Here is a 25208-nt window from a genome sequence, read left to right as displayed (position 1 = left end):
TATATTTCGATCAATTTAAAAACGGTAAGTCCAGGCAACGCCTAGAGACCAACGGTCTTTCTTACCACCCAGGTACTGAACTTTCTTGTCCGTGGCCTCGAGATTCAGGTCCAACCAGCCATTAAGCATGCGCGCTCCATACCCTACATCTAGGATGGCGACGTCCTGACCCACTTCGGGAACGGTATAAAAAATATCGGCGTTAGGAACAACGGTGCGGAAGCCGCCTGCTTTGTTAAGCCGGGCATAGGTAAACTTAGTAATTAGGCTTGAGCCATTGTCGAAAAAGTTGAAGGCACCAAGGGTAATGGCCTCGGCGTCGCCATCAAAACTGGCAGCCATGCTGCGACCGTAATAACGATAGCCGGAACGGTAACGGGAGTGATCATAGGTAATATTTGGCATGGCATCGCCCAGGAAGTCATCAGCCAGGGTATTGGTGTATTCCATAAACCACTGTTGGTCTGCCTCGAATAGCTGCGTGGTCCAGTCTGTACCTAGTAGCCAGGACTTACGGGCTGGGAAAGCGCCGGCTTCGTCTTCGCCCATCATTTGGGCGTAGATGCCCATGGATTGTTGGCCAACTGCAAAACCATAACGGACGTCGATGCTGGCAAGCTGATTGCCAGGGTCGTTTTCTTCAAGCTGGCCATTGTCGCGACCAATAAGCGCGTTCCAGAGCGTGGAAGCATTTTCCGGGCGGCCCTCACCACCAAGCATGATCGCCCTGGATAGGCCAATATCCAATCCGCTGACCGGACGAAATGTGAAGCGCATGCCGATAAGCTTGGCATCCGGCACCGCTCTGTCGCTTTCGTATTGCCCGGCGAAGGCCGTGAACTGCCAGGGACCGATCCACTGCAGCCAATCCGTTTCCGGTGGATAACTGTTATTACGATTCAGCCAGAGTGCCGGCAAGGGGCGGGCGTTATTAGAGAGGATCAGGCTAGATTGCCAGCCCGGCCCCCACCAGCGGTCAATCGCACCGGCACCAAATACCCAGTTGCCCGCCGCGGCGGCCAGATAGGAGCCATCCAGGCGCAGCTCTTCATCATCATCGAGTTTATGGGCATAAGCCGGGTTAAGCCCCAAGGCCCAGACTTCGCCTTGCCACTGTAGGTTGATCGCCGTTCCGGCTTTCGCCAGCGGATTCTGCTCAAACCCACGAATGGCGGGAATCTCGCTGCTGCCGTAAACGCTATATTCACCCCGGAAGCCCTGCTCTGCCTGCTGCTCCTTCTCAAAACGAAGATAGGCGGCGGCTGAGCCTACGGATGGTTGGTCCCTACTGACACTGGGCTGCAAACCACTAAATACGGTACTCCACATCAGGGGCCACGTACTGACTGTCCGATCAAGGTGCCCGCGATCCGACAGCTTTTGTGCGGCAAAGCGAGCCCTTGCGTCACCTGGCTCAATCCAGGGGGCTGCGGATAGCGAAAGGCTGGCCAGGCACGCTACCGCCCCACCGACCAGGGCCCAGTGTTTTGAGGTCATCAATAATCGAACGCTTTGTATGCGACGGGAGAAAACAATAATTGGGGAATAGGACAAACCCCAACGTGATCCCTGTCGGTGCATGAGTCATCTGTGTCCAGAGCGCGGAGATTCTACGGCATCCTCTATGGCACGCAAGTGACAAAAACCCTCACATCGGTGATATCAGTAGCTTGACCGAGTAAAAAATTGTTAAAGCTTCGGGAATGCAAGGAAAGTGATCACATTTCGGACATCTGGTTTTTGACCGCACCGGCGAATTCAGCAAAAAACGCCAGAAAAACACCCCCCATCAGCCCCAGAAGGCCAGCCAACATAACAATCAGGCTTCGCGCTGGCCCTTGCCTCTCTGGGCTTTGCCGGCTCACCGCGAGAACCTGCATGGGCTGGAGGGACTCCAGGATCGCTTCAAGCGACAGACGTTTTTCAATCGCTGCTGCAATCGCAGCTCCAGAGTCCTCTCTCCCTTCAAGAATATCAACGGTCGATGACAGAGAGTCAATTTGCTTCTCCATATTCTGCCTGAGACGTGACACTGTCGACGCTTGAGTCTGCTTTAGCTGATCAATCAACTGGGTATGAAGTTGCTCAACGTCACTCTTATTTGATGGAGAAGCCTCGGACATTATTCGAACCAACCCAGTGCTCTCGGGGTTCTCGAAGGTGACTTCAAATGGCAAGTTACGGCCGTGCTGCGCATGGTAGACCGACTGGTATTCTGACACCCAGCGGTTTTCGAGGATCGCAATGATTGATGCCGGATTTTCGGCGTAGCTACTCTCCCCTTTCTGGGCCAGCTTCACCAGACTCACATAATCGTATTTTTCCGGAATGAACACCGCGTAGGCGGTGCCTGCCAAGAGAACAGCCAGAAACACACCATAAAACACTCGCCGTCGTCTCAGGAATGTCGTCGCCAAATCCACAAGGCCAATTTCGTCATCGTATCGAGGCTGTGTTTGCCGCGGTCTATCTTCCATATAATAATCCGTCTTCTTTTAATTGAAACGTGCTCACAATCACCAGAGACGCCAGGAACGAAATCCAGGTTCCGCCCATAAAGCGCCATTTACTCCTTTATAGCGGACACCGGCACTTTGACGAGCTGTTGTTTTTGCATAAATTGAATAAGCACGATGGCTCGCTCTTCACCTTCATAGGCCTGAAATATTGCCTCTATACCTTCAAACGCACCTTCACTCAGATGTACCGCCTGGCCAGGCTTGATCCCACCCTGCTGGGCTACGGAGTCCAGACTATTCTTGATGTGCTGAATAATGTCGTCCGAAATTGCGGCCGGCGTATTGGAGAACGCCACAACTCTAACCACGCCACGGGTGGAGCGTAGCTTGGCCCACATGGGGTCTGTTTGATCAAGGTTTACAAAGAGGTAGCCGGGGAATAACGGCTCAAGCTTGCGGACACGCTTGCCAGCCTTCACTTTTTCGACGTTGATCTTGGGGTAAAAACAGACAATGTCCTGATTCTGCAGGTGAGCCGCCGCGCGATCACCTTGAGCAGGTTTGTGCTGAAGTGCATACCAGGTCATACGTACCAGTTACCCGCTGCTATAAAGTGAGGGTTCAGGACATTTTCCTTGCCATACCGAAGTGGCTTGCCCTCCAGGGTTTCAACCTTGCCGCCGGCCGCTGTCAATACGGCTTGAGCGGCTGCGGTATCCCATTCACTGGTTGGCCCAAGGCGCGGGTATATATCGGCATGGCCTTCGGCGATGCGGCAGAATTTCAGGGAACTGCCAGCCTGCAACAACTCGTGCTCGCCAAGCGTTTCGATAAAGGCCCTGGTTTCGTCATTGAGATGGCTCTTGCTCGCCAATACCCGCTTCGACGCTTTCGGTTCAGCCACCTGAATGCGATGAATTTTTCCAGTACGATCGCGCTTGTGAGCGCCCTCACCCACAACACCCCAAAAAGCTTCTTTCAACGCCGGCGCAATCACCACGCCCATAACCGGCTCACCGTCTTCAATCATGGCAATATTGACCGTAAATTCGCCATTTCTCTGGGTGAACTCGCGGGTTCCGTCTACCGGATCCACCAGCCAGAACCGCCGCCAATGCTTGCGCTCCTCCCAGGGAATGTCTTTGCCTTCCTCGGAAAGGACGGGAATATCCCGGGCGATGCTGCGCAGGCCTCTCAGGATAATATCGTGACTGGCCATGTCCGCAGCGGTGACCGGAGACTGGTCTTCTTTATAGTTGACCTTGAAGTCCGACTGGTAGATGTGAAGAACCTTTTCACTGGCCTCATCAGCCACCTTGATAACATCCGGAAGGATGGAGCTGTAATGCATGCGGTTCGCTTCCTGCTTCAGGTCAATTCGTTATGAGCTAAGATGGGACATAGTAACACTCCCGAAACAAAGATTCAGAAGGACGCATCTATGAAACTTCGCTTCCTCGGTGGCACAGGAACGGTCACAGGCTCTCGTTATCTGCTTTCAGATGACAAACATAGAATGCTCGTGGACTGTGGCATGTACCAGGGCGTCAAGACCCTACGCCGGCGCAACTGGGCGCAGTTTCCTGTGGAGCCCTCTACCATCAATGCTGTCGTGCTGACCCACGGCCACATTGACCACTCGGGTTACCTGCCCGCATTGGTCAAAAACGGCTTCAAGGGCAAGATCTACTGCACCAAAGCCACCCATGAGCTGTGCAAGGTTCTTCTGCCGGACGCGGGCTTCCTGCAGGAGGAGGATGCGAAGTATGCCTTCCGGAAAAAGTTCTCAAAACACGAGAAACCCGAACCTCTTTTTACGGAAAAGGACGCGTGGGAGGCGCTGAAACATTTCGAATCGCTTCACTACCATGAAAGCTTTGAGCCGGTGAAAGGCATGGAAGTCACCTTCACACCGGCCGGACACATCCTTGGCTCCTCCTGTGTGCATGTCCATCACAAGGAAACTGACCGCACTGTCGTCTTCAGTGGCGATGTAGGCCGGCAGAACGACATAATCATGCGGCCGCCGGAACCCATCCAGAAAGCCGATGTTCTGGTGTGCGAGTCCACCTATGGCGACCGGGCGCACGCAGAGACGGACCCGGAAACCGAGCTGGCCGAGATTATTACCCGCACCGCTGGCCGCGGCGGCATTGTGCTGATCCCCGCCTTTGCTGTCGGCCGGTCCCAGATGCTGCTTTATGCGATACACAAAATCATGCGGGAAGGGCGCATCCCGAAATTGCCGGTGTTCCTGAACAGCCCCATGGCCATCAAGGCCACGGAGATCTTCTGCAAGCACCACAAAGAGCACAAACTCACTGCCGCCCAGTGTGAGCTGATTGATAACAGCACAACGTTTGTTCGCAAGGTTGAGGAATCCATTGAGCTGGACGCAGTGCGCTACCCCTGCGTAATAATTTCCGCCAGCGGCATGGCTAGCGGCGGGCGGGTACTGCACCACCTGAAAACTCTGCTGCCAAATGAGCGCAACAGCATTGTGTTTGCGGGTTTCCAGGCGCCGGGTACCAGGGGGGATGCGCTGGTTAATGGCGTAGAGTCAGTGAAAATTCATGGGGAGTACTGGCCAGTGAGGGCAGATGTTTTTAATCTGGACTCGTTGTCCGCCCATGGGGATTACAAGGAGATTCTGGAGTGGCTGGAGCAGGGCTCACTTAAGCCGGAGAAAGTGTACGTCACCCATGGGGAGATGCTGGCCAGTGACGTTATGCGTAAGCGGATTTGTGAGAAGTTTGGCTGGGATGCTGAAGTGCCGGAGTTGTTTGAGGAGGTGGAGGTTTGACCTGCAAACTTCCTCACTTTAGATAGAGCCCGAAACGCCAAACTCTGGTCAGCGCACTAAACTTGGCAGCCCAAAGGCAAGTATTCCATCTTCCAACTTGCGCTGACAGCGGACTTATCAATCACACAGCTCCAAGCTCCGTCTACCGTACGCTCAAAGCGAACCAAAACACCAACCAAGTTCGGATGAGCATTGCCGCCCAAGGTCACCTGAAGGTGACCAGATCCGTCAGCATTAATATTGGCAATATCGTTACCAGGGTTGACGGTGGTGAGGCTTGAGGGTACGTATCCAACATCAGCATTAGTGACAGATGCGGAACTAAAAATGCGCTCTTCAACTGAGGCTCTGTATACTGATAATTCGCCAACAGCTCGATTTAGTTGGCTTTTTATAACGTAGCCCTGATAAGAAGGTATGGCGACCGCAGCCAATATGGCTATGATCGCCACAACAATCATCAACTCGATTAGGGTAAAGCCTCGATTTGTAGAAACCATACTACTATTTCCGTTAGCAAGTTCACTTTACTAAAAGCAAATAGAAGACCAACTTAAACTCATTTGAGGGGGTTATTCGTGATTCTATATTTTCATCCGACGACATAAGCTCTTAAGACCCGGCAGGCACCTCCATGACCGCAGGACAGTTAAGCCGCCCCTCTAGCTAGCAGCTCATTAGATATGATCTAGCGTTGCCTACCAAAAATCATGAAGAAAAGGGGATTATCAGCAGAACCATGCGCACGCATTCTTTCGCTAAAAAATTAAAAAACCCCGATTCCTCGGGGTTTTTTAATCATCCTAACAATCTGGTGTGCCTATACTTAAACTGCAGCACCTGCCAGCGTACAACTGGACGGAACATAAGAGTTCTTAAATGCAGCCGGCACAGTAGTAAGGTCGCAAGTCCAAACTCCGTCAGCAGCCCGGCTGAGCGTAATTGTCGTGTTAGCTACGGGCGCGCTGGCGTCCCCACCAAGAATAACCACCAGAGTTCCCACCCCACCATTTGCAGCGGTAAAAGTCGGCGCAAAAGTGTCTGCACCTGCACCATCTTCAGTGATATTCGATGCAGTACGACCAAGAGTAGCAGCCGTCATCGGCCCGGTAGCACTGTCTGTAAACTTACCACGAGAAAGATGCTCTTCCACTGCCGTTTTAAGAGAAGACACCTCTCCATAGGCGCGGTTAACCTGAGTCCGCGCAATATAGTCTTGGTACTGCGGAATGGCGATTGCCGCCAAAATACCGATGATCGCAACAACGATCATCAATTCAATGAGGGTGAAACCCTTCTGTGCGTGGTTGATTTTTACATTCTTCATTTTCGACCTCTGCATTTGTCGTTGATCATCTTTGTTTCGGCCCGGACCAAGGCCAGGTGGAGCTTCGCCCCGCAGCCAGCATTTTGAGCCTGAAGACCCCAATGCACAGCCCATGCCAACCGAAAAAAAACATATTTTTATCTTATTTTTCAGTAATATAAATAATTAAAATAGCGGCGTCACAACAGGTTAATTAACCATGCTTATGCCCTCTTGCGTCAATGGGTGACGAATTTTGTCACAATCTTTGCTTCCAAGGACTCGCCTTTAAATCGACCTGCCTAATCGTATACTTCTGCGCAAGACACCTTTCCAAACTCTGGCCAGCCATCTAAACTCACTGCAATTGACAAAACACCGGTTTCAGCAACTTAGGCTGCGTTTCTTATTTAAATTATGTCTACCAATAAAAGCAATATCACGCTCACAGGCCTGGCACGGCGCTTTGTGGATGACGGACTTCTGGACGAAGCAACCGCCAAGGATGCTTTCCTTCAAGCCTCCCAGAACCGAATTCCCCTGATCACTTATCTTACCCAGAACAATCTGGCAAACAGCTCCAAGCTGGCGTTTTCTGCAGCTATGGAGTTTGGCGTCTCAGTGCTTGATTTATCATCATTTATGCCCGAGATGATGCCTGAGAAGGCGGTGGACGAAAAGCTGGTTCGCAAGCACAACGCGCTTCCTCTATATAAAAGAGGCAACCGTCTGTTCATTGCAGTATCGGACCCCACCAACATCCAGGCGTTGGACGAGATCAAGTTCAACACAGGCCTGAGCACCGACGCCATTCTGGTCGACGACGCCAAGCTGCGGGAGGCTATCGATAAGTACCTTGAGTCCCAGGATACGTCCATGGGGGACCTGGACGATGCGGATCTGGAAGGTGTAGAAACGGAAGGTGGCGAACAGGAAGACGATGCTGCCATATCGGCAAGTGAAGTTGACGATGCACCTATCGTCAAATACGTGAATAAAATGTTGCTAGATGCCATTCGCGGCGGCGCATCGGATGTCCACTTTGAGCCTTATGAAAAGGTCTACCGGGTTCGTTATCGCACCGACGGCATTCTGAAAGAGGTTTCCCGCCCTTCCATAAAGCTGGCTCCCAAAATCTCAGCTCGTGTAAAAATCATGGCGCAGCTGGACATTTCCGAACGCCGGGTTCCCCAGGACGGCCGGATCAAGATGAAACTGTCCAAGACCAAAGCCATCGATTTCCGGGTCAACACCCTGCCCACGCTGTGGGGTGAGAAAATCGTTTTACGGATATTGGACCCAAGTCAGGCCAAGCTGGGCATTGATGTGCTGGGCTATGAGGAAGATCAGAAGAAATTGTATATGGATGCCCTGGAACAGCCACAAGGCATGATTCTGGTGACGGGGCCCACCGGTTCCGGTAAAACCGTTTCTCTCTATACCGGTTTGAACATTCTCAATACCCCAGGTATCAACATATCCACGGCGGAAGACCCTGCAGAAATAAACCTGGAAGGTATCAACCAGGTAAACGTGAATACGCGGGTGGGACTAGGCTTTGCCGAAGCGCTTCGTGCATTCCTACGCCAGGACCCGGATGTGATCATGGTGGGTGAGATCCGGGACCTTGAAACCGCAAACATTGCCATCAAGGCCGCCCAAACAGGCCACTTGGTTCTTTCCACCCTGCACACCAACAGCGCTGCAGAGACGCTTACCCGGATGATGAACATGGGCGTTCCCTCGTTCAACATTGCTACATCCGTAAGCCTGATTATTGCCCAGCGACTTGGTCGGCGCCTGTGCAGCAGCTGCAAACAACCGGCAGAGATTCCAAAAGACGTACTTTTGGAGGAAGGGTTCACACAGGAACAAATTGATACAGGGTTCACGTTGTTCCGCCCCAAGGGCTGTGATAAATGCAATGGAGGATATAAGGGCCGCGTCGGTATTTACGAGGTGGTCAAGATTACCGACGAGCTGGCGAATATGATTATGGAAGAAGCCAGTTCCATTAAAATTGCAAAGCAGGCTCAGGCAGAAGGCTTCCGTAATTTGCGTCAGGCAGCACTGTTAAAAGTGATGGAGGGCGTGACGAGCCTTGAGGAAGCCAACCGCGTGACGAAGGATTAAGCATGGCAGAGAAAGCGCAAAAGCTGGAATCGTACGTTTGGGAAGGAAAGGACCGGAAAGGCAATAAGTCCAAGGGCGAGCTCACAGGCTCAAACCTGGCATTGGTCAAAGCACAGCTTCGCAAGCAGGGGATTATTCCCGATAAGGTCAAGAAAAAGCCCAAGCCATTGTTCGGGGGCAGCAAGAAAATTACGCCCTTCGACATTGCGATGCTGACACGTCAGCTGGCCACCATGATGAAAGCGGGTGTTCCGCTAGTTCAGAGCTTTGACATTGTTGCGGACGGTTTAGAAAACAAAGGGCTTCAAGAGCTTGTAATGGCAATACGGAACGATATTTCTTCAGGCACCAGCTTCGCCGGGGCTCTAAGAAAACATCCGAAGCACTTCGACAATCTGTATTGCAACCTTGTCGATTCGGGTGAAAAGGCAGGTGCACTGGAAAAAATGCTCGATCGTATAGCGACTTATCTTGAAAAAACTGAATTGCTCAAGAAGAAAGTCAAAAAAGCAATGACCTACCCAATTGCCGTTGTAGTCGTAGCAATCATCGTAACCGCCATTCTTCTGGTGAAAGTCGTACCTCAGTTTGAGCAACTTTTCCAAGGATTTGGCGCGGAACTTCCAGTATTCACTCAAATGGTTGTACATCTCTCAGAATGGATGCAGACATGGTGGTTTGTTGTTCTTCTTGGAATTGTGGGAACGATTTTTCTTTTCAAGGAAGCCGTCAGACGGTCTCAAAAGTTCTCGGACATAGTAGATAAATACGTTCTTAAACTACCTGTAATCGGCGAAATTCTCGACAAATCTGCTGTTGCCAAGTTCGGTCGCGTTCTCTCCACGACCTTCGCAGCAGGCGTTCCTTTGGTAGACGCTCTCGACTCTGTTGCGGGCGCCACCGGCAATGCCGTATACCGCGATGCCATTGACCGCATCAAGAACGACGTTTCCAGCGGCACACAATTGCAGGCCTCCATGCGCGAGCAAGACGTCTTCCCTGTTATGGCAGTTCAGCTCACTGCCATCGGGGAAGAATCCGGCAACCTGGATGAAATGTTGGAGAAGGTCGCGGAACACTATGAGGCGGTTGTTGACGATATGGTCGACAACCTCACGGCCCTCATGGAACCCATGATCATGGCGGTTCTGGGTGTTCTGGTCGGTGGCTTGATCATCGCGATGTACCTGCCAATCTTCCAGATGGGTCAGGTCGTCGGCTAACGACTGGCAACGGAATCAGAAGGCTGCTGCCTTCTGATTCCAGCTCTACTTTACATTCCTGTTTTCCGGATTTCTGATGCCTACTCTTGATGTGTTTCTGGCCACGCCCTGGCTTCTGTACCTCTCCGTAATTCTTGTTTCTCTCTGCATCGGCAGTTTCCTCAACGTCGTCATCCTTCGCCTGCCAAAAATGATGCACCAGGACTGGCGTTGCCAGTGTGAGGAGTTTCTGGAGCTTCCGGAACAACAACGGAAACAGGAGGCCATCGTTACCCTTTCAAAACCCGCTTCAACCTGCCCTTCCTGTGGTCACAGCATTCGGGCCTGGGAAAATATTCCTGTAATCAGCTACCTGGTTCTTGGCGGTAAATGCTCATCCTGCAAAACCCGGATTTCGCCCCGGTACCCGATTATTGAAGCGGTAACGGCGCTCTTTTCCGTTATCACGGTTCTGCTGCTGGGCCCCACCGAAGCGGCGCTTTGGGCATTGCTGCTGGTTTGGTCGCTGGTTGCTTTAACAGTTATTGATTTCGACACCCAACTGCTGCCGGACAACATCACCCTGCCCCTGCTCTGGCTGGGCCTGGTGCTGAACTATTTCGGCGTGTTGACGGATTTCACCAGTGCCTTCTGGGGCGCCGTTGCCGGCTATCTTTCCCTCTGGTCTGTCTACTGGCTGTTCAAACTGGTGACCGGCAAGGAGGGCATGGGGCACGGCGACTTCAAGTTGCTGGCAGCTCTGGGCGCCTGGTTGGGCTGGCAGCTTTTGCCGGCGGTGATTCTCCTTTCGTCCGTGGTTGGCGCTATCGTTGGCATCAGTCTCATGATCTTCAAAAAGCACGGCCGTGAAGTTCCAATTCCTTTCGGGCCCTACCTGGCCGCAGCTGGCCTGCTGTGCTTGTGGTTTGGTCCTGAAATTCAGCGTTTCTGGTTTGGCTTTCTGGGTGTTTGAATCATGACAATCGTTGGTTTGACGGGCGGCATTGGCTCAGGCAAGTCAACAGTGGCCCGCATGTTCGGTAATCTTGGGGTGCACTGGGTGGATGCCGACGACGTTGCCCGGGAAGTAGTTGAACCCGGTACACCGGCGCTTGCCAACATAGCCGGGCATTTCGGTCAGGATATTCTGACTGCAGAGGGCGCACTTGACCGGGCTCGACTTCGCCAGATTGTTTTCGAAAACCCACAGGAACGAAGCTGGCTTGAGGCGCTTCTGCATCCGGTTATTCGTGAAGAGCTGATCCGACAGCTGAATCCGGAGCATAACCGCCACCCTTATGTGATACTGGTGTCTCCTCTGTTGCTGGAAACCGACCAGCACGAGTTGGTTGACCGGGTTCTGGTGGTGGATGTGCCTGTCGACACCCAGCTCGAGCGAACCATGAGCAGAGACACCAACTCCCGGGAACAGGTGGAACGCATCATTGCTGCCCAGATGCCCAGGGCACAGCGGCTTGCCAAAGCGGACATCGTCATCGACAACAATCGGCCGTCAGAGGAAGTGGAGCGTCAGGTTCGTGAACTGCACAACAAGTTCCTGGTGGACTTTGCCTAACCGTCCCTGCAATACCCCAAATGCCGGACTGGCAACCCTCTTTATCTGCCTCATCGCCATCAACGCCCAGGGGGCCGAGCCGGTCTTTGAGTTTGAGGAGCGATCCGTGGCTGACGTACTGGCACCGGATCAGCTTCCACCCTCTTTTTATGCCTTTGAACCGGATGAGTACTGGGCCGAGCCCCGGGATAGCTACTGGGTGAATTTCAGTAACTGGGTCCTCCGGCAGGAACGGACTCAAGGGCCAAGAATTCAGTGGCTGGGGCAATGGGCGGACCGAACCTTATCCGGCAGTGAGCAGGGCCTGCCCAACAACGCCAGTTATCTGCGGATCGGTTTTGCCACGGAGTCGGAATACGGTGATCCAGCCCAATTTGAGCCGGAAGCCCGGTTTCGTCTGGACATCCCCACCACCAAACGAAAACTCCGCCTGGTGATTGAGAGCGAGAGTGAGGAACTGATTCCTCTTGAAGAGCGACAGCGCGATCGCCAGTTAACCGAACCAGATCGCAGCGACACCCAGGCCACCGGTGCACTGCGTTATCTGACCCAGTTTGGAGACGCCATTAACTTCTCGAACGATATTGGTGTCCGGCTGCGGATTCCTGCGGATGCCTTCTGGCGTGCAACCGCGCGTAAGCAGTGGCGCCCGGATGGCAACTGGACCCTGAGCGCCCAGCAACGCATCTACTACTATCACAACGATGGCTGGGGTGAACGCAGCTGGTTCGGCGCGGGCCGGCCGGCGGGCAATGGATGGTACTTCCGTTCGTCAACGGAACTGGAGTGGGTTCACAGCAACCGTAAATTCGTGGCGGCGCAAATTCTGAGCCTCCGGAAACACCTGAGCAACCGGTCGACCGTGACGCCCCGCCTTGGTGTTTTGGGTGAAAGTCAGCCAGACTGGCGCACATCGTCCGCGTTCGCCGATCTCACGTGGCGCTACCGGCTGCACAGCGACTGGGTATTCGCGGAACTCATTCCGGCGCTGACTTTCCCCCGGGAGAAGAACTTCACCGATCAGGCCTCCGTGCTTTTCAGGATCGAACTGTACTTTTCCGGCAGCATTCAAAACCCCTATTGACCGTTTAACTATGCCCAGACACCCATCACGCCCCGCAACTGAAGCGCTTACGTTAACGCCCATTGCCTATACGCGCTCCTGTTTCCATGACAAGTTCGGCGTACCGCGCCAGCCTGGCCTCACCCGCCACGCCCGGGCGGACTTGGTGATAGAGCCGCCGTTTGATCGGGAGGATGCGTTTCGGGGGCTGGAGACCGCCAGCCACCTGTGGCTGACGTTTCAGTTCCATGAGGCGATTCGCGCCGAGTGGCGACCAGTGGTTCGACCTCCCCGCCTCGGCGGCAATAAGAAGATCGGTGTCTTCGCCAGTCGCTCGCCATTCCGTCCCAACAGCCTCGGTTTGTCTGTGGTTCGCAACGAGGGCGTGGTGCGCAAAGACGGCAGACTGGTACTGCAAATCAGCGACCATGACCTGATCGACGGCACGCCTATTCTGGATATCAAACCATACCTGCCCTTCGCCGATTCGGTGCCCGAGGCAACGCTTGGCTGGGCAGATTCGCCTCCGACAGAGCGGCTACCGGTCGTATTTCTCCCGGAAGCGGACGCGCAACTCCACAATCTTCCACCCTCGGATTACCCCGACCTGCGTTTGTTGATCGAGGATGTGGTTGGGTACGATCCGCGCCCCTCTTTCCGGCGTGGGCGGGACGAAGACCGGATCTACGGGGCGCACCTCTACGATATCAATGTGCGATTCCGGTTCGTGAACGATCATTCTCAAAAACGTGTCGAAGTGCTAACGGTCTGTTAAACTCCGATTGGTGATTTTGTAGTCGACACAGGGAAATAGTGCCTTGCCTTCACACCGTCTTTTTGAGCACTTGGGGATACGGCCACTGGCAGGCAGATTGCTGGCGTACGTGCTGTTGTTCAGTCTTGTGCTGTCCCTGGTCGCCACCGGCGTCCAGATGATCGGCGAGTTCGACCGCCGTAAAAGTGATCTCGAAAGCACCCAGTCAAAAGCCGCCGAACTCGTCTCCGGCAGCATGAGCAACAACATCTGGCTGATGAATTTCAGCGAAGTGGCCAACAGCCTGGATGACATGAAGGCTGTGCCCTCGATTCAGTATGCCCGGGTCATCACATCCACGGGAAACGAATTCACCACCGGCACCTACCCCGACGGCCGGGTTATTTCCCAGAGCTTTCCACTGGTGTTTGATCGCACCGGCATTCGCAACTCGGAAAAAGTAGGTACGCTCACCCTGACCTCCTCTGTCGAGCAGGTACACGACGAACTCAGAAATCGTGCCCTGCTCAACCTCCTGTTCCAGTCCATCGTCGTGATGCTGGGTACCTTCGGGCTCCTGATCATTGTGCGCCTGACCCTGTCAAGGCACTTGGAGGCGATGGCGGATTACGCCGCCCGGCTGAACCTGGACGCGCTGGTGGACCCCTTGAAACTCAAGCGAAAGCCAAGGAAGGCGCCGGATGAGTTGACAGAGCTCGAACAGGCCCTGAACAAAATGCGACTGCAAATTCTGGAAGACACCCAGTCTCTCCGGCAGACCACCATTCAGTCCCAGGGCGAGCGCGACGAGGCCGTTCGTGCCAACCACGCCAAGAACCAGTTTCTCGCCAACGTCAGCCACGAACTCCGGATTCCCCTGCAGTCTGTCCTGGGCTATGCCAACCTGTTAACCGATACGCCCCTGGACCAGGAACAACGCGAGTACGTTCAGACGCTCCTCAGCGCCTCGGAAAGTCTGTCCTCCATCATTAACGACTTGCTGGATATTTCCAGTATGGAGGCGGGCAAACTGGTGCTTGAGGACATTCCGTTCGATCTCCGGGAGACCCTGAATGACCTGGTCCACATGCTCGGCGCCCGTGCCCGCGAAAAGAACCTGGCACTGGAACTCCGCATCGATGAAAACCTGCCCTGGGCACTGAAGGGTGACCCTGTGCGGATTCGCCAGATTCTGCTGAACCTGACCTCAAACGCCATCAAGTTCACCGATTCCGGCCACGTTCTGATCAGCATCGAAGTTCTTGGTCGTCGTGATGACAAGGCGCGACTCCGGATTGCGGTTGAAGATACCGGTGTCGGCATAAGCCCGGAGGATATTCCGCTGGTTTACGAGCCCTACGTCCAGCTCGGGCAAAGGTTCCAGCGCCAACTCCCCGGCGCGGGGCTAGGTCTGACCATTTGCCGGCAACTGGTCAATCTGATGGATGGCTCCCTGGAGCTGGAAAGTCGCCCGGGTGAAGGGTCCACGTTCTGGATAGAGCTGACTCTGCCGGTGGCACCCGAAAGTTCGCCCCAGATTCGGCCGGATACCCGGATGGTCAAAAACAGACGTATTCTGGTGGTGGACTCCTACGAGCTGTCACGCAAGATCACCCTGGAGATGCTGTCCCGGCACGACGTCTACATTGAGGCCGTCAAGTCTGCCGGGGAAGCCCTGACCACGCTCCGCCAGGCGTTCGACAGTCAGCAACCGTTCGATGCGATCATCCTCGACGGCTTTGTGCCGGACATGGACAGCGACCTTCTCTGCCGCCAGATCCGCGGTAATCCCTCATGGGCAAGCCTGCGCCTGCTGATTCTGTCTTCCAACCCGCAGCGCGGCGACGCCGAGCATTTCCGGCAGGCGGGTGCCGATGCATTTCTCAGCAAATCACTCCGGGAATCCTGCCTGACGCCGATTCTCAATCAGTTGTTTGCCGATGCCGCCAAAGAAGAGCGACGCTTTCTCACCCGCTTTTCTTTGCAGGCGGTCAGCGATACCTCCAAGCGGCGGGAGTTGCCCTGTGGCCGCATGAAGGTTCTGCTGGTTGAAGACAACCCCGTTAACCGGACGCTCACCCGACGCCTGCTGGAAAAACTGGGCTGTGATGTAATGACGGCGAACGACGGCGAAGCCGCGGCCAGTCTCTGGCAGTGGCATCCGTTTGACCTTATCTTCATGGATTGTGTCATGCCCCGGGTGGACGGGTTTGAAGCGACCCGACGTCTCCGGGAATGGGAGAAATCCGGCAACCGGGCGCGGATTCCGGTTGTGGCCCTGACAGCCAGTGCCATGGAGGAAGACGAGGAAAAATGCCGCCACGCCGGGATGGATTCTTTCGTTGCCAAGCCTGTCAATATTGAAATGCTGCGTGCAGTACTGGAACAATACTGTAAAGCGTCCGCCCCCTCCTGAGCAGGCGGCGGATTTCCGGTACCGTAACATTACTCTCTAAGGCAGCTATGAACGTCGAATGCCCAACCTGTAAAAAGTCCGTGGAATGGACAGAAGCCAACCCTTACCGCCCATTCTGTTCCGAGCGATGCAAACTGATCGACCTTGGCGCCTGGGCCAACGAGGAGTACCGTGTACCGGCTGAAAATGCGTCACCGGAAGATCTTGACCAGGGCGGCGAAACAACGCAGCACTGAACACGTACCTGTAACCGGGTTAACCGCGGCTTACGGCCTTTTAAGTTGAGCCGTGCCAGACTGCTCGTTACCATACTGCCAATCATTTTAATTACTTATAAAAGGTGCACGAATGAAAGCGTCCCGCATTTCCCTGATGATTTTCTCTTTGGCCGCCGCGCCGGCGTTTGCCGGTGATGTGGATCTGAGCCTCACCAACGATTCCGTAAAGGGTCAGGTGAACTTCTTTGGCACCAACAATGATATCCAGCTGGGCACCGGCTATACCTACCGCGAAGGTGGCCTGGACATCCTCAATGCCGACTTTCATGCTCAGGGCCGCACCGCCATTGGCAACCTGCCCACCACTGCCGGCATTGGCATGCGCGGCATTGCCTGGGATGCAGACCGCCTTGATGGTGGCGCCATTGCCCTGGGGGGATTTGCGACAGTGAACATTCCGAAGGTTCCCGGGCTCTCCTTCACCGGCGGCCTCCACTACGCGCCCAGCATTTTGTCATTCGGCGATTCCGATGACCTGACCAGTGTTGAACTCCGTGGCAGCTATCGGGTTATCCGAAACGCGGAAGTGTTCGCCGGCTACCGTTACCTGAACACGGATCTGGATCGCCCGTACCGTGGCGACGTGGACCTTGATGAGGGCGTTATGGCAGGTATGAAGATCTTCTTCTGAACGACCGCTCTGCGTAAGGGTGCCTGCGCTCAGCAGGCACCCGTTTCGTGCCTTTCCTCACGCTTTGCCTTAACGCCCGCTGGTAGACTGACCGCCTGAACCCTCAGCAAGGACGGCCAGGCATGCGACTCACCTTCGGTTTGCTTCTCTCCACAACGATTCTGCTGACCGCAGGATGTGGCTCCGGAGACGACGCTCTCAGCGGCGCCCGTAACGACCCCAACGATTTCGCTAGCGCAAAAAACCCGGTGGATGACTTCAGTTCCGGCAGCACCGGTGATTCAAGCAATGCCAGTGGCCTGAAGGCCAATGAAGTCCGGATCACCATGGAAGTGCCTGCAAGCGCCGCACCGGATGCCGAACCGACCCGGCGAAACCTGAGGATCGTCCAGCCCGACCGACTCGACGTCTACACCACCAACACGGCCCTACAGAATCTCGGCTCTGTTTCGGTATCCACCCGCACCGACAGTCAAGGGTTCACTATTATCACCTTTGACGAGGGCCAGCCCGTCGGGCCGGATGTGGTCATCGATGCGAGTTACGGCAATACCCGCATGAGGGCATTGGCAGCAGATGCCGACCGGGACGTGAAGATCAATCCGTTCTCTGAATACCTGTTGCGCAATACAGTGGCCAGCTATACCGCCGGTGAATTTCAGGCCATTCTGGACTGCGTTGCGGATGCCAGCGGCGAGCTTTGCCTCAACAAATATGTCTGGGCGACGCTGTCGGATCAGGTCCATGACTTCGAAATTGACATACCTTCTGGCGCTACGCTGACCGATGCCCTGACCCTGCTTTCCAGCCGTGGTGACTTTACCCGCTATGTCGCCGCAATGGCTGATTACGCGGTACTCAATGAGGCGTCATCCGGGAAGATCAGCGCCAGCTCGGCAGATTATAATTCCGTGTTTTTCGGGGTTGAACTCGGCCAGACCTTTCTTGAGAGCTCGCTCCAGGGGTCCGGACAGTGGGGCGTTCGCACCGCCCAGGAAGAGGTACTGACGGACGACATTGGCACCGGGTACGTCTACCCGGCTTTAACCCTGACCAGTTTCGATGCCTTCAACATCCGCGTGACATCCCTGGCCAACGATATCCCCTATGATCGCGAGGCGCTGATCCACCAGGCCGGTAACCAGTTTTACCAGCGCGGTTCCGAGCTCTGGGAACGTAATACCCACTCCTCTTCTCCTGGTGCCGCGACGTTGCTTGATGACAGCCGCCTGTTGGCTGGGCGCGCACTGTACCAGAGCATTACCGGTCGCGGCAGCTCCAGGATCATTGGCTGGACACGAAACCCCTATTATCTGAACGCCTACACCACAGCGCCGGAATCGGAAACCACGGGGCCGGACCGTGTGATCAGCGGCTATTTCAGTGCCGGCAAGGCCATTGAGCTGGAAGCCTCTGGTGAAGAGCTGAAGCGTAAGGCGGACCTGGAAGACCATTACCTGTCAGTCATTGAAATTGACCTGCTGCGCACCCCCGGATTCAGTCTGGACACGCTGGACGGCCGCCGCTATAACATGCTCTATCTGTCTACCCGGTTCAGCGACACGGCCACTCCCGTTGTGATCGAATCCGGCCTTGGCGAATGGCAGGTCAACGGAAACACCATCAGTCAGTCCCAGGCGTTCACGACTGTTGCACGGGGAACCTCGGGCACGGTAACAACCAACACTGCCGGAACCCGTTCAGAATCCTGGACCCTGAGCCTCCGAACCTCAAGACTGAGCTCCGGAGAGGTCGAGATTGGCCGACTAAACCTCGACATCAGTACCCCATCCGGTTCCTTTGAACCACCAGATCTCGGCATTGGCGCGAGCACCCCGGATGGCAGCCTGATGGCCTTCAATCTGGATGACAGCCCTCTGGGTGACGGCGTGCTTGTCGCCGCCGAGCAAACGCCCGATGCACCGCCCGAGAGCGGCCGGTATCGGCTGCAGGGGCTTGCCATGGGGCTGGACTCCGATGCCAATCATCTCAGGCATTTTGATAATGCGGTGCTGACCATCGATTCCACCAGCCTGGCGACACTGAGCACCCGCACCCTCGAAATCACCCATACCGTAAGCGAGGAGACCGTGTCTGCCCCGTCACTTCAGGAGGGCACAAACATCAATCTCTCCTACAACCAGGCGGGCAACGGCCGTGTTTCGTTTACCAGCGGCAACTTCAACCTCAATGGCTTTTTCACCGCCGGACAGGACCAGTTCTACCTGCAACTTCGAAACACTCAGGGCAGCGAAGAACTGGCCGGACTGGTGATGGCAACGCGGATTCCCTGAGCAGCCACGGCACCGGTCCCGGTAAGCCATCTGGCAGACGGGGTCGTATAACCTGTTATAATCACTGTCATATCGATTCTGGCGAGAGGTTTTATGTCTGCAGGTAAACGGGCACTGGCGCTGTTTATTCCGTTAATCGCATTTGCTGTGAGCGGTGGCTTTTACGTTCCGCCAACCGGCATGGAGAATGGTCGCGCTGGTGACTCAGGTTCTGAACTGGCCCTCGCCTCCCTGCCTTCTTTGCCGGGCTGGGCCAACGACGACCTGCCGGATTTTTCGCAGTTCCGGGACACCACCGAGAAAAAGGCGGCGTTTTTCTCGTTCCTGTACCCGCGCATTGTTCTGGCTAACTCCCGCATCCTGATTGAGCGGGATTACCTCGACAGTCTGGCAAAGAAATCCAGCCTCACGGCTAAAGAGAAAAAATGGCTTTCCGCCCAGGCTGAACGCCTCAGGGTTGATGTACCAACCGGCAGCCCGGAGCAATTCGCTCTACTTCACAAACGCCTGGATGTCATCCCGCCGTCCCTGATTCTGTCGCAGGCGGCCAATGAATCCGCCTGGGGGACGTCCCGCTTTGCCATCAAGGGCAACAACCTTTTCGGTCAGTGGTGCTTCTCCAAGGGCTGCGGCCTTGTTCCCCGAAGCCGGGTGGAAGGTGCCGATCATGAGGTCGCTAAATTCTCTTCGCCTTATCGCTCGGTGAGAGCATACATTCAGAACCTGAACCGGCACCCAACCTACCAGGCTCTTCGTGACGTTCGCCTGAAGGACCGGCGCACAGACCAGCCGTTATCAGGACTGGATATGGCACAGGGCCTACTGGGCTATTCCGAGCGGGGTGAGGAATACGTGGAAGAAATACGGTCCATGATTCACTACAACAACCTGGAATTTTACGACGACGATTTCAGGAAGGTGATTAAGGATTCCAACCCGGCCCTGCTTGAACAGCTGGCATCTGCCGCGCCGGAATCCATACTCTTGCCGGGACAATGGGCCACTGCCTCCCCTAACGAAGGCTAACGCCCACAGACGTTCAGATACTCCGAGACATTCTCACATGTTGCACTTTCTGCCAGCGCCGCTGAAGGGAACCCTTGCGGCGGCGTTTATTCTTCTGAACACCCTGATTCTGTTCCCCATTCTGCTGGTGTTTGCGGTCATAAAACTGCTTCTTCCGATAGCTCTGATCCGCAAAGGCTGTACCATTTTGCTTAACAGAATCGCGTGGATCTGGATCGGCTTTAACAATCTGCTGGTAGATGCCCTGCACAAGGTCGAGTGGGATCTCCGTGGTGTGGAAGGCCTGGACCGGAAGCACTGGTACTTCGTGACCTGTAATCACCAGAGCTGGGCTGATATCCCAGCCATCCAGTACGCCCTGAATAGCCGCATACCGCTGCTGAAATTCTTCCTGAAAAAGGAATTGATCTGGGTGCCGTTGCTGGGCACCGCCTGGTGGGCTCTGGATTTTCCATTCATGCACCGGCACACCAAAGCCCAGATTGCCCGCCGCCCTGAACTGAAGGGCAAAGACATAGCTGCAACCCAGGCCGCCTGTGAAAAATTCCGGTACACCCCGGTGACTATATTCAATTTCATGGAGGGCACCCGGTTTACGCCTGAGAAACACGACGCCCAGAACTCCCCCTACCAGCACCTGCTGAAGCCGCGCGCAGGAGGAACCGCCTTCGTGTTTGGCGCAATGGGCGACATGATTCACACCATGCTGGATGTAACCATTGTCTACCCGAAAGGTCGCGGAGGATTCTGGAACTATCTGTGTGGGCGAATCAACCGCATTATCGTTGATATTCGGGTACGGGACATTCCGGCACAATTTTCAGGAATGGATTACGAAAACAACCGGGAAACCCGAGCGCACTTCCAGCGTTGGATCAGCGAAATCTGGGCCGAAAAGGATGCAAGGATCGAAGAGCTGAAACAGGCCTAAAGCAACCCCAGCTCACGCGCCCGGACAATTGCCTGGGTACGGGACCTCACTTCCAGCTTGGCATTGATGCGGCGGGCGTGGGTTTTTACTGTATGCAGCGAGATATGCAGTTTGTCGGCAATTTCCTGATTGGAAAGCCCTTTGGCAATGAGTTCCAGCACAGCCTGCTCACGGTCACTGATTGGCTCCGCCAGAGAGTCCGCTTTCTCAGTGGCCGGCTGCACGTCATACAAGCGGCCGAGCGCCTCTTTAAACGCACTCTCGGGGAGTTGATCAAAACCCTTTTCAACCAGACTCTGCAATTCATTCCGGAGCTCAGCAAAGGGGCTGATGAAATGCTCTCTGGATGCGTCCACGACCACTGAAGCCAGAGTTTTCTGGGCGACAGCAGGTCCTTTCTCCTCCTGAGCCAGCACGGCTTCCAGCAGTCGCATGTGCAGCTCCACGCCCCAGGGTATGGCGTCATCGTACCGTTGGCGGCTTTCCTGCAATGTTTCACGGGCCCGGATGTATTCACCCCGGGCCAGATCCACCCGAACCTGCAGGCAATCGAGCAGGCCAGGCATCATCGGAAAGAGCTCCGGAACACAGCCTGCCTCGCGGTAGGGTTCGAGCTTGGCAACCGCCTGAGAAGCGCTGTCCACCTGATTCTGCGACAACCAGCAACTTGCTTTAAGCGCTTCCAGTACCGGGACAAACAGGGACTCATCCACCTGCCAGGCGTGCATGGTCCGCTCGGCCCGGCCGATCCAGACAAACGCGTCCTCAATTCGACCCGATGAACGACACATCAGCACACGAACCGCCATGGCCAGCAACAGGCCAAGATCGCGAGTTTGTTCGGCATGGCGCCCGCAGGTCACCAGCAGCCTGTCTGCCTCGGCATTCCGCCCTTGATGCCAGAGCACCAGCACGAGGTTGAGCTGAAGGCGGGTTTCCCCGATCCGGGCCGGCCTGGCAAGCTCCTGCATGGCGGTATCCAGGCCAGTACGAAGAAGCTGTTCCGCGTGTTTCAAGGCACCCTTACCAAGTTCAATCCGAGCGTGGGCGTAGACCGCCAGCGCCTCCGACCCCGAATCCCCGGCTTCCCTCGCAAGGCGTGCTGTCGCCCGATTGGCCTCGCGGGCTTCATAAAACTGGCCGGCGGCGCACAGGGCACTGGAGCGGACCATCTGGGTAACCAGCTGTCCTTGAGTAGAAAGGCGCCCTCCAGACAGGGCCTCGTCAGCCATAGCCAGCGCAGAGGCGACGCTGCCCTCACCTCTGAGGATAAACGCTTTCAACGCTTGTATCCGCGCAGCATGCTCCTGCTGGTCCGAATCATCCAGGTCGTCGATCAGAGCCTGGGCCTGGCGGAACTGTCCGCCAATCGCATGTACCCAGCTATACACGATTCTCAGTCGGGCACTGCGCTCAAGCAGCTGAACCGGCAGGCTTTTACGCAACCGAAGCAGCGACGCCGTATCCTGCCCCAATAGCAGGGCCTCGGAACCCTCCGAGGCAATACGAACAATTTCCTCAGCGTCACCCGACAACAGAGCGTACTTCAACGCCTCCGGGAACTGATTCCGAGCACCGAACCAGCGACTTGCCCGGGACATTCGATCGGCATAACCGGTCATCACCGGCGTCTTTAACCACTGCTGCAGCAGCGGATTGAAACGAAACCAGCGGCCTCTGCCCGGCAAGGCTTTAAGGGGCAAGCCACTGTCCATTGCCTGCGAGGGCGTATAGCCACCTTCGGGAGCTGACCGCTGCAGGTCGATAAACAATTCATCGGAAAACAGTTCCAGTTCAGCCATAGCGCGAAGCGATTGCTTCTGGGCCGGGAGCAGGTTGCCCAGCACGGATTCTTTCAGAAAGCGCTCGACGCTAGCTGTTTCCTGCACCGGCTTGCGTTCGTTCTGCCCGAGAATCTCCCGACGATAAAGTGCCAATGGCGTCGCCCAGCCCTCCGTCAGGTCGTAAAGGTTGTCGACCGCGACACTGGTTAACTGGTTGCTTTCAAGGGCCTGCCTGAAATAATCGAAGGTCTCGGAGCGGCTGAACTCCAGCACATCACTGCCAAGATGGCTGAACCGGTTTTCCAGCTCCAATCCGTGGGTTTCAAAGGGCAGAACCTTGCGGGAGATCAACACCACAGACATATCCGCAGGAACATCGGTCACCAGCTGCTGCAGAAGATCAACAACGGCAGGATTGCTAAGGTTCTGCAGGTTGTCGAGGGTCAGAACGCGGCATGGCGGGTGCTGCTGGCGGCCGAGCGCAACCAGCATCATTGCCAGCGCATCGGAGAAGGTTGCCCCACCCTGCAGGCTGCTCTCCGAAGCATCGGGAAGGTCGAGAGCAATGGCGATCAGTGTAAGGAAGCGAGAAGGCGAATTATCCTGAGCATTGAGTGAGACCCAACGAAGACTCTCCGGGCTGAGTTCCTCCGCCTGAAACCCCGCGATGACCGCGTGGGACTTCCCGAAGCCGCCTGGCGCCTCGACAAACAAGACACCCTGGGGAACCAGGGCGCCGGCGACACTTTGGTTCAGCTGAGGGCGCTCAAGGGAATGAGCAGGTATGCGGGGCACCTGGACTCGCTGCCTTAGCAGGTCCCTGACCAATTCACCCCGTTGAAGACCACTGTTCGCTGACTGGAACTCATCGTTGGCTGCACAGCCATCATTGAATGGTTTCACGCACTGCCCCGTCTGAAACCGGCGGAATTTTATTCTATTGCCGGAAAAATGGTTCTCTGCTCTGACTACTGAGTAGCGACCTGCGTTGGGTACGCCTTTAGTATGAGATGAAGGTTAAACTAATATAGGGGCAGGCTGCAAAAATATGACGTAAAAGGATTTTATGGGGTGGCGGTTTTTTAACAGCAGAGGGCAATCAGCCTGACATTTTCGGACAGATACAAAAACGGCGGGCCCGGGGCCCGCCGTTTTTATCCTGCATACTGCCGCTTAGCGAGTACCGGCACGGCGAAGTGCTGCCGGAGTGTAGTCCCGGGACTGACGCTCAACACCAAACTCGTAAGGGTTGGTTTCTTCGTTGGTCAGACCCAGCGCCAGGTAGCGGCCGGACAGAAGATCGTACAATGTCTCAATAGCGTACCAGGGCACCACCTGATCGTAGAACTGCAGTGCATGGGCTTCTGCCACGCGCCAGAGCTCACCACGGCCATCATAATGATCGATGACAGACGCCTGCCAGGTGTCTTCGTCAATGTAGAAGTCGCGCTGAGCATATATGTGACGCTCGCCTTCCTTCAGGGTTGCACGCACGTGCCAGACACGGTGCAGTTCATAGCGGGTCAAGTCCTGATTGATGTGACCGGCCTTGATGATCTGGTCGTAGGACAGGCTCGGGTCCACCAGTTTGTAGGAGTTGTACGGAATGTACATTTCCTTCTTGCCCACAAGCTCCCAGTTGTAACGGTCCGGAGCACCGTTAAACATGTCGAAGTTGTCGGAGGTACGCATACCGTCAGACGCAGTACCCGGGCCGTCGTAGGCTACCTGGGGGGCGCGACGAACGCGACGCTGGCCGGCGTTGTATACCCAGGCGCGGCGGGGCTCGGCAACCTGGTCAATGGTTTCGTGAACCAGAAGTACGTTACCTGCGAGACGTGCTGGGCCAGTGATCGCCTGCTTGAAGTAAAACAGGACGTTGGGATCTTCGCCTGGCTCGTAGTCTTCAAGGTAGGTTCTCCAGGTCAGTTCGTCCTGAAACTTAACCACCGAGAAATCACCATTCGCCGTCGGAGTTACCTGCCCGACGTTGCGCTGAACCGAACCACCGCGGTAGCGGGTAATGTGGTTCCAGATTGCCTCAAGACCGTTCTGGGGAATCGGGAATGGCGTAGCCGTCTGGTAATCACCCAGTCCGTTACCATCCTTGATCAACTCGACCTTCGTGGCGTTGCCCACGGTGTCGTCCATTACGTCCTTTGGATAGGCTGCGGTACGATGGGTCTCATAGACCGGCATGAAGTAATCATCATACTGCTTGATCATCGCAACCTGGCCCGGGGACAGCTTGTCCTCATACTGCGCAACGTTGCTTTGATTAATGGTGAACTTCGGCTTTTCATCCGGGAACGGGTTCACGTAGATACCGTCACCCTTGTAATTGGCAGGCGGTGTTGTCAGCCCACCTGTCCATGCCGGAATTTCACCACCATTGCCAGCCTTCTCCGCACCCATCGGGGTCAGCGAATCGCCCAGCTTGGCTGCTTCCGCAGCAGAAACCGCACCATAAGCCTGGCCTGCAAAAAGACTTGCAGCCAGAACACCGGTGGCCAATAGTTTCTTGTTTAGTTTCATCTAAATTCCCTCGTTAA

21 protein-coding genes are annotated in these 25208 nt (G+C 55.3%); 13 read left to right on the top strand and 8 right to left on the bottom strand.

Going from position 1 to position 25208, the window contains the following annotated elements; genetic code table 11:
* Nucleotides 1-15: 15 nt before the first annotated feature.
* The 4 genes from BKP64_RS02415 to cysQ all read right to left on the bottom strand — a co-directional run bounded on the left by BKP64_RS02415 (nt 16) and on the right by cysQ (nt 3810).
* On the bottom strand, nt 16-1497 hold the full coding sequence (locus tag BKP64_RS02415) for a capsule assembly Wzi family protein (RefSeq protein WP_070965536.1): 1482 nt from the start codon (nt 1495-1497) through the stop codon (nt 16-18).
* 221 nt (nt 1498-1718) lie between these two features.
* Nucleotides 1719-2477, bottom strand: coding sequence for a Wzz/FepE/Etk N-terminal domain-containing protein (locus tag BKP64_RS02410; RefSeq protein ID WP_070965534.1), 759 nt, complete (start codon nt 2475-2477; stop codon nt 1719-1721).
* An 89-nt stretch (nt 2478-2566) separates the two neighbouring features.
* A complete protein-coding gene (gene rfaH / locus BKP64_RS02405) occupies nt 2567-3046 on the bottom strand; it encodes a transcription/translation regulatory transformer protein RfaH (RefSeq protein ID WP_070965531.1) in 480 nt (159 codons plus the stop codon).
* Nucleotides 3043-3810 (bottom strand): 3'(2'),5'-bisphosphate nucleotidase CysQ, encoded by a 768-nt coding sequence (cysQ, locus tag BKP64_RS02400; RefSeq protein WP_070965528.1) that lies wholly within the window; start codon nt 3808-3810, stop codon nt 3043-3045. Before cysQ ends, rfaH begins: the two co-directional genes overlap by 4 nt.
* A 90-nt stretch (nt 3811-3900) precedes the next feature.
* Here cysQ and BKP64_RS02395 point away from each other — a divergent pair, with 90 nt between their 5' ends.
* Nucleotides 3901-5262, top strand: coding sequence for an MBL fold metallo-hydrolase (locus BKP64_RS02395; RefSeq protein ID WP_070965525.1), 1362 nt, complete (start codon nt 3901-3903; stop codon nt 5260-5262).
* A 56-nt stretch (nt 5263-5318) separates the two neighbouring features.
* Here the strand turns inward: BKP64_RS02395 and BKP64_RS02390 are convergent, their stop codons facing one another.
* A complete protein-coding gene (locus BKP64_RS02390; protein WP_070965522.1) occupies nt 5319-5762 on the bottom strand; it encodes a pilin in 444 nt (147 codons plus the stop codon).
* Nucleotides 5763-6088: 326 nt separating this feature from the next.
* Nucleotides 6089-6589 carry a pilin gene (locus BKP64_RS02385; RefSeq protein ID WP_083329275.1) on the bottom strand — a complete coding sequence of 167 codons (501 nt, stop codon included), beginning with the start codon at nt 6587-6589 and terminating at the stop codon, nt 6089-6091.
* A gap of 396 nt (nt 6590-6985) precedes the next feature.
* On the opposite strand from BKP64_RS02385, the gene pilB reads away from it, so the two are divergent.
* The 12 genes from pilB (at nt 6986) to BKP64_RS02325 (ending at nt 20872) form a co-directional block, all read left to right on the top strand.
* Nucleotides 6986-8701, top strand: coding sequence for a type IV-A pilus assembly ATPase PilB (gene pilB, locus BKP64_RS02380; protein ID WP_070965515.1), 1716 nt, complete (start codon nt 6986-6988; stop codon nt 8699-8701).
* Nucleotides 8702-8703: 2 nt separating this feature from the next.
* The gene (locus tag BKP64_RS02375; protein ID WP_070965513.1) at nt 8704-9924 is read left to right on the top strand and encodes a type II secretion system F family protein; all 1221 of its coding nucleotides are present in this window, start codon (nt 8704-8706) and stop codon (nt 9922-9924) included.
* A gap of 76 nt (nt 9925-10000) precedes the next feature.
* Nucleotides 10001-10876: a prepilin peptidase gene (locus BKP64_RS02370; protein WP_070965509.1), complete on the top strand. Its 876-nt coding sequence runs from the start codon at nt 10001-10003 to the stop codon at nt 10874-10876.
* A gap of 3 nt (nt 10877-10879) precedes the next feature.
* Complete coding sequence (gene coaE / locus BKP64_RS02365) at nt 10880-11479, top strand: dephospho-CoA kinase (protein WP_070965506.1); 600 nt, start codon at nt 10880-10882, stop codon at nt 11477-11479.
* A 43-nt stretch (nt 11480-11522) separates the two neighbouring features.
* Nucleotides 11523-12563, top strand: coding sequence for a hypothetical protein (locus BKP64_RS02360; RefSeq protein ID WP_099092572.1), 1041 nt, complete (start codon nt 11523-11525; stop codon nt 12561-12563).
* 10 nt (nt 12564-12573) lie between these two features.
* Nucleotides 12574-13317, top strand: a complete 744-nt coding sequence (tsaA, locus tag BKP64_RS02355; protein WP_070965503.1) for a tRNA (N6-threonylcarbamoyladenosine(37)-N6)-methyltransferase TrmO — start codon at nt 12574-12576, stop codon at nt 13315-13317.
* 43 nt (nt 13318-13360) lie between these two features.
* The gene (locus tag BKP64_RS02350) at nt 13361-15712 is read left to right on the top strand and encodes a response regulator (protein ID WP_070965496.1); all 2352 of its coding nucleotides are present in this window, start codon (nt 13361-13363) and stop codon (nt 15710-15712) included.
* Between the two features lie 47 nt (nt 15713-15759).
* Entirely contained in the window at nt 15760-15948 is a 189-nt protein-coding gene (gene yacG, locus BKP64_RS02345) for a DNA gyrase inhibitor YacG (RefSeq protein WP_070965493.1), read from the top strand.
* 112 nt (nt 15949-16060) lie between these two features.
* Complete coding sequence (locus BKP64_RS02340) at nt 16061-16621, top strand: YfaZ family outer membrane protein (protein WP_070965490.1); 561 nt, start codon at nt 16061-16063, stop codon at nt 16619-16621.
* Nucleotides 16622-16743: 122 nt separating this feature from the next.
* Nucleotides 16744-18915 (top strand): hypothetical protein, encoded by a 2172-nt coding sequence (locus tag BKP64_RS02335; protein ID WP_070965487.1) that lies wholly within the window; start codon nt 16744-16746, stop codon nt 18913-18915.
* Nucleotides 18916-19008: 93 nt separating this feature from the next.
* Nucleotides 19009-19941, top strand: coding sequence for a glucosaminidase domain-containing protein (locus BKP64_RS02330; RefSeq protein WP_070965484.1), 933 nt, complete (start codon nt 19009-19011; stop codon nt 19939-19941).
* Nucleotides 19942-19978: 37 nt separating this feature from the next.
* Nucleotides 19979-20872 (top strand): acyltransferase, encoded by an 894-nt coding sequence (locus BKP64_RS02325; RefSeq protein WP_070965481.1) that lies wholly within the window; start codon nt 19979-19981, stop codon nt 20870-20872.
* Here BKP64_RS02325 and BKP64_RS02320 read toward each other — a convergent pair.
* Nucleotides 20869-23559, bottom strand: a complete 2691-nt coding sequence (locus tag BKP64_RS02320; RefSeq protein ID WP_070965478.1) for a LuxR C-terminal-related transcriptional regulator — start codon at nt 23557-23559, stop codon at nt 20869-20871. The two genes, BKP64_RS02325 and BKP64_RS02320, sit on opposite strands and share 4 nt — an antisense overlap.
* A 270-nt stretch (nt 23560-23829) precedes the next feature.
* Nucleotides 23830-25191, bottom strand: coding sequence for a DUF1329 domain-containing protein (locus BKP64_RS02315; protein ID WP_070965476.1), 1362 nt, complete (start codon nt 25189-25191; stop codon nt 23830-23832).
* Nucleotides 25192-25208 lie beyond the last annotated feature (17 nt).

This window comes from Marinobacter salinus, assembly GCF_001854125.1.
In the GTDB taxonomy this organism is placed as follows: Bacteria; Pseudomonadota; Gammaproteobacteria; order Pseudomonadales; family Oleiphilaceae; genus Marinobacter; species Marinobacter salinus.
This window is presented reverse-complemented; position numbering and strand designations above follow the sequence as displayed.

Bases quoted from the DNA above. Each gene is read 5' to 3' on its own strand.
- BKP64_RS02415 (WP_070965536.1), bottom strand. From the start codon at position 1,497: ATGACCTCAAAACACTGGGCCCTGGTCGGTGGGGCGGTAGCGTGCCTG.
- BKP64_RS02410 (WP_070965534.1), bottom strand. From the start codon at position 2,477: ATGGAAGATAGACCGCGGCAAACACAGCCTCGATACGATGACGAAATT.
- rfaH (WP_070965531.1), bottom strand. From the start codon at position 3,046: ATGACCTGGTATGCACTTCAGCACAAACCTGCTCAAGGTGATCGCGCG.
- cysQ (WP_070965528.1), bottom strand. From the start codon at position 3,810: ATGCATTACAGCTCCATCCTTCCGGATGTTATCAAGGTGGCTGATGAG.
- BKP64_RS02395 (WP_070965525.1), top strand. From the start codon at position 3,901: ATGAAACTTCGCTTCCTCGGTGGCACAGGAACGGTCACAGGCTCTCGT.
- BKP64_RS02390 (WP_070965522.1), bottom strand. From the start codon at position 5,762: ATGGTTTCTACAAATCGAGGCTTTACCCTAATCGAGTTGATGATTGTT.
- BKP64_RS02385 (WP_083329275.1), bottom strand. From the start codon at position 6,589: ATGAAGAATGTAAAAATCAACCACGCACAGAAGGGTTTCACCCTCATT.
- pilB (WP_070965515.1), top strand. From the start codon at position 6,986: ATGTCTACCAATAAAAGCAATATCACGCTCACAGGCCTGGCACGGCGC.
- BKP64_RS02375 (WP_070965513.1), top strand. From the start codon at position 8,704: ATGGCAGAGAAAGCGCAAAAGCTGGAATCGTACGTTTGGGAAGGAAAG.
- BKP64_RS02370 (WP_070965509.1), top strand. From the start codon at position 10,001: ATGCCTACTCTTGATGTGTTTCTGGCCACGCCCTGGCTTCTGTACCTC.
- coaE (WP_070965506.1), top strand. From the start codon at position 10,880: ATGACAATCGTTGGTTTGACGGGCGGCATTGGCTCAGGCAAGTCAACA.
- tsaA (WP_070965503.1), top strand. From the start codon at position 12,574: ATGCCCAGACACCCATCACGCCCCGCAACTGAAGCGCTTACGTTAACG.
- yacG (WP_070965493.1), top strand. From the start codon at position 15,760: ATGAACGTCGAATGCCCAACCTGTAAAAAGTCCGTGGAATGGACAGAA.
- BKP64_RS02340 (WP_070965490.1), top strand. From the start codon at position 16,061: ATGAAAGCGTCCCGCATTTCCCTGATGATTTTCTCTTTGGCCGCCGCG.
- BKP64_RS02335 (WP_070965487.1), top strand. From the start codon at position 16,744: ATGCGACTCACCTTCGGTTTGCTTCTCTCCACAACGATTCTGCTGACC.
- BKP64_RS02330 (WP_070965484.1), top strand. From the start codon at position 19,009: ATGTCTGCAGGTAAACGGGCACTGGCGCTGTTTATTCCGTTAATCGCA.
- BKP64_RS02325 (WP_070965481.1), top strand. From the start codon at position 19,979: ATGTTGCACTTTCTGCCAGCGCCGCTGAAGGGAACCCTTGCGGCGGCG.
- BKP64_RS02315 (WP_070965476.1), bottom strand. From the start codon at position 25,191: ATGAAACTAAACAAGAAACTATTGGCCACCGGTGTTCTGGCTGCAAGT.